Annotated in this window: 7 protein-coding genes; 2 read left to right on the forward strand and 5 right to left on the reverse strand. The window is 42.8% G+C overall.

The features are described 5' to 3' along the window. Both DP116_RS29695 and DP116_RS24820 read left to right on the forward strand, forming a co-directional pair. On the forward strand, positions 1-2,677 hold a 2,677-nt coding region (locus DP116_RS29695; protein WP_169157693.1), incomplete at its 5' end, for an AAA family ATPase. Between the two features lie 345 nt (positions 2,678-3,022). Next, the gene (locus DP116_RS24820) at positions 3,023-5,500 is read left to right on the forward strand and encodes an alkaline phosphatase D family protein (RefSeq protein ID WP_169157694.1); all 2,478 of its coding nucleotides are present in this window, start codon (positions 3,023-3,025) and stop codon (positions 5,498-5,500) included. A gap of 276 nt (positions 5,501-5,776) precedes the next feature. Here the strand turns inward: DP116_RS24820 and DP116_RS24825 are convergent, their stop codons facing one another. From DP116_RS24825 to DP116_RS24845, 5 genes are all read right to left on the reverse strand, one after another. Continuing rightward, on the reverse strand, positions 5,777-6,370 hold the full coding sequence (locus DP116_RS24825; protein WP_169157695.1) for an NUDIX hydrolase N-terminal domain-containing protein: 594 nt from the start codon (positions 6,368-6,370) through the stop codon (positions 5,777-5,779). Positions 6,371-6,391: 21 nt separating this feature from the next. Beyond that, entirely contained in the window at positions 6,392-7,279 is an 888-nt protein-coding gene (locus tag DP116_RS24830; RefSeq protein WP_169157696.1) for an ABC transporter ATP-binding protein, read from the reverse strand. Between the two features lie 72 nt (positions 7,280-7,351). Next, on the reverse strand, positions 7,352-8,125 hold the full coding sequence (locus DP116_RS24835) for an ABC transporter permease (protein WP_169157697.1): 774 nt from the start codon (positions 8,123-8,125) through the stop codon (positions 7,352-7,354). A gap of 1 nt (position 8,126) precedes the next feature. Continuing rightward, positions 8,127-8,243 carry a BamA/TamA family outer membrane protein gene (locus tag DP116_RS30030; RefSeq protein WP_169157699.1) on the reverse strand — a complete coding sequence of 39 codons (117 nt, stop codon included), beginning with the start codon at positions 8,241-8,243 and terminating at the stop codon, positions 8,127-8,129. Between the two features lie 9 nt (positions 8,244-8,252). After that, the coding region (locus DP116_RS24845; RefSeq protein ID WP_169157698.1) for a DUF2141 domain-containing protein at positions 8,253-8,434 on the reverse strand (182 nt) is incomplete at its 5' end.

Below are 8,434 nucleotides of genomic sequence, written 5' to 3' on the forward strand. Positions count from 1 at the left end.
CAAACTCAAACGCCCCCTCTCCCTGTGGAACCCGCTGGATTATCTACGCCTTTTGTATTGGGTGTTTTACTTCCCCCAAGCTTTGCGATGGTATGTGGACACCTTTGGGGGTGGGTATATCCCTAAAGAGGAAATGAATTGGCGCAAGGGATGGGAGTTGCTGCGACAAAATAGCACTCAACGAAATTTGCTTTTCCAAGGGTTGGTGTTGACAGTTGTTACACCTCTAGCTTTGAGTAGACTTGTTCAATACATAGGCGTTCCTCTTGCTTGGTTAGGCGTAGCGTTAGGCGTAGCGTTAGGCGTGGTGTTTGGCGTGACGTATGGCGTGACGTATGGCGTGGGGAGTGGCGTGGTGTTTGGCGTGGGGAGTGGCGTGGCGTTTGGCGTGGCGTTTGGCGTGGCGTTTGGCGTAGCGTTAGGCGTGGCGTTTGGCGTGGCGTTAGGTGTGGGGTTAGGCGTGGCGGATGGCGTGACGAGTGGTCTGACGAGTAGCGTAGCGAGTGGCGTGGCGAGTGGCGTGGCGTTAGGCATGGCGTTAGCCGTGACGAGTGGCGTCACGTTAGGCGTGGCGGGCGGCATGGCGTTTGCCGTGGCGTTAAGCGCGTTAGGCGTGGCGTTTGCCGTGGCGTTAGGCGTGGCGATACTCCGTCCAGAAAATTGGCTTTTGGGTTTACCTCTTGTTCTGCGATCGCCCCACAGACAATGGCAAATTCCCCGTGTTACTCCACTTCCCCTTTACTCCCTGTCTTTTTGGTTGAAAAATTGGCTGCGTCAAGACTGGGAGACTGGTTTGCATAATGCCAACCAATTGCTAGCTTACACTCTTCAATTCATCCCCGTGATTCAAGCTGTTAATCTGGTACTGGCGGAAACCCCTCCAGAGCAAGTCGTCTTTCGTGTCGTTCAGCTAGCTGAAGATCCTTTTGATTGGCAACTCGTGCGTTTTACGTCAGCTTCTCTAAATGAAACGCTCAAGTCAAACTTTATCAAAGATTTCTTTTCTTTCCGGTGGTTCTTTTTCTTTCCTCGTCGTTGGAAAGAACAACTCCAAGCTCGTTTTTTCACAGACACTCGCTTAGACACCCCAGCCCGTGCTGCTGCAGCTGGTTTCTGGCATCTCCGTGCAGCTGGTTTTTGGTGGTATCTCCGTAAAGAAGAACTAGCGAAAGCTATGGCGGCTTTTGCACAAATCCGTTCTCTTCCCTACGGTGAAGAAATGTTCACCCTCGCTCAAACTCTAGCAGCCTTTAACGAAGCAAAAAAACCAGACGCGATCGCCACAGTTAAAATTCCTCCCTTTCCACAAGAACCTCTGCTGCGTCCAGTTACCTGGCAAACTCTCACATCTCTACGTTCTGTCGTTGAGAATGCCAAGATTATACAGCGCAGTCAGTCTGCTTATCAACGTTCCTTAGCCCTCAACCGCGCTTTAGGGGAACTCACAGAAATTCTAGATAATCCTGATACTCTGCCGCAAGCGGAACGCGGGTTAATTGTGGACATTGCCCGAACTTGGAGAAAAGCCTTGGAGGGGATAGCCAAGGAAGTTGGGGAAATTTCCATCACCAAGCCTGTGAGTAATCCTTACATTATTGGCGATCCAGTTGTGGGCGATCGCTTCGTTGGACGAGAAGACGTGATCAGACAGTTGCAGGAGTTGTGGATGAGCGGTTCTCAACTCCAATCTGTCGTTATCTACGGGCACAGGCGGATGGGCAAAACTTCCATCCTCCGGAATGTCGCCAGTTTTATAAAACCAAGTGTACAAGTCGCTTATGTCAACCTTCTAGAAGTTGCAGATGCTTCCCAAGGAGTCGTAGAAGTGCTGATGGCAATTTCTGATGCCATTTCTGAAGTGATGCAAATTCCACCTCCAAGCAATGAGGATTTGCTGAGTCTTCCCCAACCGACATTTAGAAGATACTTGACACAGGTGGAGCAAGAACTAGGGACTAAGGGCTTAATTATCGCCTTAGACGAGTTTGAGAAAATCGAGGAATTGATTTCGGCGGAAAAAATCCCTGTAAATTTTATGGGATATCTCCGGGGGTTGACGCAGAAAAGCTCTAAAATCGCTTTTGTTCTGGCAGGTTTGCACACCTTGGAGGAGATGACAGCCGATTACTTTCAACCCTTCTACGCCAGTGTGATTACAATCAAAGTTGGCTTTATGGAAGCCGGGGCGACTCACCAAATTCTTGCAAATCCAGCTATCCAAGACTTTCCCCTCGACTACACGCCGGAAGCCCTTGATAAAATCTACGAACTCACCCACGGACAACCTTATTTAGTACAACTTGTCGCTTTTCAACTCGTCCGCCGTTACAATGACGAAGTTTTTAACACAGGACGCGCCCGTGATCATATCCTCAGAATAGGGGAAGTTGAGGCAGTTGTCAACGACTCTGAGTTTTTCCAGCGGGGACGTTACTATTTTGATGGCGTTTGGGGTCAGGCGGCGCGGGGTGCTGGTGGTCAGCGGGAGATACTTCAGGCGTTAGCGTCTCATCCAGAAGGATTAAGTCTGGAAATGTTATCTGATTGCACAAATATAGAAATTGCTCTTTTACAAGAAGCGCTCAATACTCTGATGCGTCATGATGTTGTTGAAGAAATTGAGGGACGCTGGCAGATTATTGTAGAACTATTTCGTCGGTGGGTTTTACAATTGTAGAATATTTGTTCTCTAGCAGGACTTACGCAAAATGATGAAAAAACGAACCACAAAGGACGCAAAGGACACGAAGTGGCTTCCCGAAGGGTAGGACACAAAGGAATAAGAGTTTTAGAGAGTTATTGCGTAAGTTCTATCTAAAAGTCAATACGGTTCGGATAAGATCCCCCCGCCTGCGGCGACCCCCTTAAAAAGGGGGTAGATGGGTAAGATAGCCCCCCTTTTTAAGGGGGGTTGGGGGGATCTCCTTTGATATAACCTGCTTAACCGAACCGTATTGATCTAAAGGTGACAGATGTTGGAGAAGAAATATGATTAAAATGTACTATTGATGGCAGAAAATCCATGACATGGACACCTCTAAGAGAACGGATTAACAAACTGCCACTTGTTCTCGCTGGACCAATTCTACGACGCACTGAACCCAATGCTGTAACTGTATGGGTGGCTTTGAAAGAAAGCCGTAATGTTACTCTAGAAATATTTGACACGAATAAAAGAAGACTTTTTAGTGGTAGTCAAAAAACGATTCAAGTTGGTACTTATTTGCACGTCGTTGCTGTCACGGCTAAAACTTCATCAAATGTTCTTTGTCATGGAGAAAATTATCTTTACAATTTATATTTTGGTCATGGGGAAACGCTAAATCAGCCCGGTGTCTTAACTCAATACGGTTCAATTGAAAACATTATATATCCTCCATATGACTTACCAAGTTTTGCGCTTGTGCCAAGTCATTTAAATGATGTACGAATTATTCACGGTTCTTGTCGCAAGCCTCACGGTGAAAGTCTTGATGCGCTTGTGACAGTGGATAAAATGATTAGGGAAGCATTAGAACAAGACTCAAAAAAACGACCGCATCAACTCTTCCTCACAGGTGACCAAATTTATGTGGATGATGTGGCTGATGCTTTACTTTTCATGTTGATGGATGCTAGCCAGACGCTTTTGGGATGGACGGAAACTTTACCGGATGTCCAAAATTCTGAAGAATTGAATCCAGGAAAGCGTAATAACTTGGCAACACATACTGCTGGCTTGACGGCAAGTTTTAGCAAACTTAACAAAATTTCTAATGTTGCCAAAAGTCATTTATTCACATTGGGTGAATTCTTAGCAATGTATTTATTTGCTTGGAGTGATGTGCTGTGGATAAAACCCGAAGACTTCCCAAGCTTTGAAGATGTTTTTCCCGATGCGCGAAACGTTCATCCTGATGTAAAAATATCTGGAGAAAATAGAACTTCATTTACAGAAGACGTTATCTATTTACAATATTTTCAAGTAGCAATTAAGGATATTAGGCGTGCTTTAGCAAATGTTCCTACATACATGATATTTGATGATCATGAAATTACAGATGACTGGTTTTTAAATATTGCGTGGTGCGATCGCACTCTCAATAAACCCCTCGGTAGGCGCATACTCCAAAATGGTTTACTTGCTTGTGCTATCTGCCAAGCTTGGGGAAACACACCAGAACAATTTGAACAAGGAAAGCCAGGAGAAGCACTACTCAAAGCAACCGAAGCATGGTTAGCTTCTTTTGGTACAAACCCACAGTATGAACAAGAAATTGCCCTGCGTGTTGGTTTGCCATCTGTTGCAGATATTAAAACAAGTCAGCCAAGGCGAGTCATTCATCAAGAAGGTTCTTTAAAATGGCACTATACTGTAACTGCTCCAGAATATGAAGTCTTAGTTTTGGATACGCGCACGTGGCGGGAATTTCCAGGGAAGGACTTTGATTTTCCCGGACTTTTAAGCGCTGAAGGATGCGATGAACAAATCTCAAAAGTTGTTCGTCCCCAAAATACACGAGTGACTTTGGTAATCGCGCCCAGTCCAGTTATTGGCTTACCGTTTTTAGAAACCTTACAAAAAACAGCTAAAACTGTTGCAGAAAAATTAGGTGCTGCGGCTTGGGGTTTTGATCCTGAAGCTTGGGGTTTAGAAGAAACAGCATTTGAAAGGTTGTTTTCCAGACTCGCACTACGAGCATTACCTGCACAGCAAAGTCGTGTCATTATCTTATCTGGTGATGTTCATTATAGTTTTGCAGCTCGCTTGCAATACTCAGCAATACGTCCTTTCCAAAGTTCAAAAAATGTCAAAACTGAACTTGTTGTTGCCCAATTTACGAGCAGTTCGCTTAAGAATGAAGCCAAGGGGTTCGGTGGAAGTCATTCATTGCACAAGAAAGGTTTTGTTCCTTTTGCAATTATCAAGTATCTGCCAACAGCAGAGGTTATAGGGTGGGAAAATAAAGGAGGAAATGTTCTAGAAATTGGTGGTTTTTATACTCTTGTAGACCAAACAGTTCAACATTTTCCTTGGAGAGTCAAATGTAGTCCTGCTAAAGTGGATTTAGTCCAAGAACGCGATTGGTTTAGAGTCTTACAAATCACGAAACAACCTGAATGGTGGTACCGGATTAATTTTTTATCAGCGAAAACAGAAGCAATTAATGAACCGAGAAATTACAATTCTCCACAATTCTATTCTGTCAAAGCACCTCTACCAGGACAAGAGCGTAAGCAGCCTTTGGAACAATACCTCGCAATGGCAAGAAACTCTCATGATTATATAGGTAAGAAAGGAAAAGGCAGAGAAGTTGTAGGATTAAACAATATTGGCGAAATCACTTTTGAGTTTGTTGATGGTAAGGAGATAGCTGTACAAACTCTTTGGTGGCGTTTGGAAAGTCGGGAAAAGGGGAAGCTTTTGGAACCTTTTCCGTTAACTAGATGTGAAGTATCGCTGGCGTTTGATAATCCAAATTATCCAATGGATGAGGTATTGAAGGAAGTGAAATGGTGAGTCATGAGATTTTTAAAAACATCTAATTTTTAACGTTCGCGTAGCGTGCGCCCTTGGCGCATACCGCCAAGACGCCAAGAACGCCAAGAAAAGAGAGAAGAGAGAATTTTACGAATGATATGATTTAGGATTGCAATAACTTAGTTATATTCGCTATCTCTATAATCATTTTGGCTAATATCAAATCCGTTTGTACCGGAACTATCTCTCCTTCTTCTCTGCGTTCTCTGCGTCTCTGCGGTTTTTTTAATAATTCAGATTCAACCAAAAACGATATCATTTATTTTTTAAAAATCCCCAATACTGGTGTGCTGCTTCGGCTTCAATCTGATGATCGACATGCCATTTATTGATAGAGGATATATCGTAATACCCAACATTAATAGTTTCATGGGACTCTTGCAACGTTCCACCGACAACCGTACAATAAAACTGGAGATGGTAAGTGGTATGGGGCTGTCCAAAATCTCCAGGCATACGATAACCAAGACGAATCAACGAACCAACTTCCACAAGCAAACCTGTTTCTTCTTGTACCTCGCGCATAATCGACTGCTGCGGCGTTTCTCGAACTTCAGCCCAACCACACGGTAAGCACCACGTACTATCATCAGTTCGCTGAACCAACAACAACTTGCCTTGATCGTTTAATATTGCAGCGGACACTCCTATTTTCGGTGTAATGTACCCCAGTTCTGCGCGAAATCGCTTTTCTATTTCTGAACTAGGGAGGGAAGAGAGTTCTGAATACTGTGAGGAAGCAAGAGTGAGAAGTCGTTCGTAGCGTTCGCGATCATAAATGTCTTTTGAATAGTTTAATCCAAGCTGTGCGATCGCTCGCAGTTCTTCTAGCAATTCGATAATACTCATGGATAAATTTTTGAAATAGATTTATTGCGTTAACTCTAAATAAATATACTCTAACCGCACTGGCTGACGAGCAATCGAATCGAGAGGAATACCATCAAAGCGAGAAAGAATTTCTTTTAATTCTAGTTGTTCTGGCACCCAAAATGCCAAATCACGACCATAACGTCGGGGTGTGAAACCATATTCAAGTGCTCGTGCGATCGCCAGTTCTTCTTCTGAAGTCTGCACAATCACAATTTCTTGTGCTGGAATTCTTTTTCTAAGTTCTAAGAGACTTCCCTCAGCCAAAATTCGACCACTTTTTAAAATCCCGATCTTATCACAAAGACGCTCAGCTTCATCTAATAAATGAGTTGTCAGTAAAATTGTAATGCCTTGATTTTTCAGTTGTCGAATCAATTCCCAAATTTCGTATCGCGCTTCAATATCCAAACCTGTTGTTGGTTCATCAAGAATAACGAGCTTCGGCTGATGTACCAATGCAACAGCAATATTCAAACGTCGCTGCATTCCTCCACTGAGGGTTTCTACCGGACTTTTTGCCCTATCCAATAGATTAACAGCTGACAAAGTTGCTTCTACTTGTTGGCGACGAGTGTGAGAGTCTAATCCATAGATTAATGCAAAAAAATTCAGATTTTCTTCACAAGATAGAGTTTTATATAGTAAATTTTCTTGAGGGGCAATTCCAATTATTTTTTTTGTTTCTTCCGAAACTTCCTGATTGTATATTGTAACATACCCACTATCAGCTTTGACTAAGTTACAAATAATATTAATTGTTGTTGTTTTACCAGATCCATTTGCACCCAAAAGACCATAAATTTTCCCATGTTCAATATGGAGCGTCAAATCTTGAAGAACTTTTCTTTTTCCGTAAGCCTTATTCAAATTTTTGATTCTTAGCATATTTCGGAAATTAGCATAATTGCAACCGCAAGGCACGCAATAGTCCATCTGCAATCAAAAGTAAAAATCATCTCACAGTCTCTTTTCTACCATCAACATTCGTCGATAAGAAAACCATCCACCGACAACCATGACCAGAGAAAATACTGTTAAAAATTGAAAGTGAGATGCGATATCTGATACTGTGTTATTCTGAGCAGATACTCCCAAAAGTGCTTCATTCATATGATATATTGGATTAAAGTTGGCGATATCTAGTAGTGTTTTAGGAAACAATGAACTGGGCAAGAAGACGCCACCCAAAATTAACAAAGGAACTCCAAACGCTGCTACCAAAGCGTTAACATCTTCGGTACGACGCGCTAATTGTGTACCTAAAATAAATCCTAAGCCGACATAAGCGACTATACTCATAATAATAATGATGAGTCCTAAAAATATAGAACCTTTAAAAGTAGCACCCCAAAATCCAGCAATTGTATAAACAAGCAATGTTTGTCCAAAGCCAATGCAGCTATGAGCCAGAAAAATTCCCAAAAAATAAGACATACCACTCAATGGGGAAATAAAAAGGCGTTTGAGAGTTTGCTGTTCTCGTTCTGCTACCACAGTTGCGACACTACCACCCAAACAGCTAAAAAACAATGCTGCACCAACTAAAGTTGAGGGTGCTGCATTCTCAAAAGCACGATCCATTGATAATTTTGCCCGTTCTGCCAAAATCATGCCGTTAAGAATTAAGACTGAGATTGGAAAAATACTCCAAAAAATTAAGCTACGTTTACGACGCAATAATTCAATTAAAATCCGTTGAGTCACAGCTATTGTTTCACGCCAATACTTCATATTAAAACCGCTGACCACTGGTAATTTCAAATCTTATATCTCCGTCATCGTTAATTCCCAAGTCACCCCGAATTAACCCAAACGGTGACTTTACTCGTAGTCCTAACCCGTAACCAATGCGTTGACTTTAGCTTAAAAAGTTCAGCAATTGAATTTGAATGTTGGTCTGTGGACCGGCAACTAGAACCGCACAATCGCCAAATTTGGGCGGACCTGTGAGAATTTTCGGGTTTTGAGAAAAGCCAAACTCTTCAGTGGGGATACCCAATAGATTGCGATTGAGGATGCCGTCGTTGTTGGCATCATGAT

This window comes from Brasilonema bromeliae SPC951, from assembly GCF_012912135.1.
In the GTDB taxonomy this organism is placed as follows: Bacteria; Cyanobacteriota; Cyanobacteriia; order Cyanobacteriales; family Nostocaceae; genus Brasilonema; species Brasilonema bromeliae.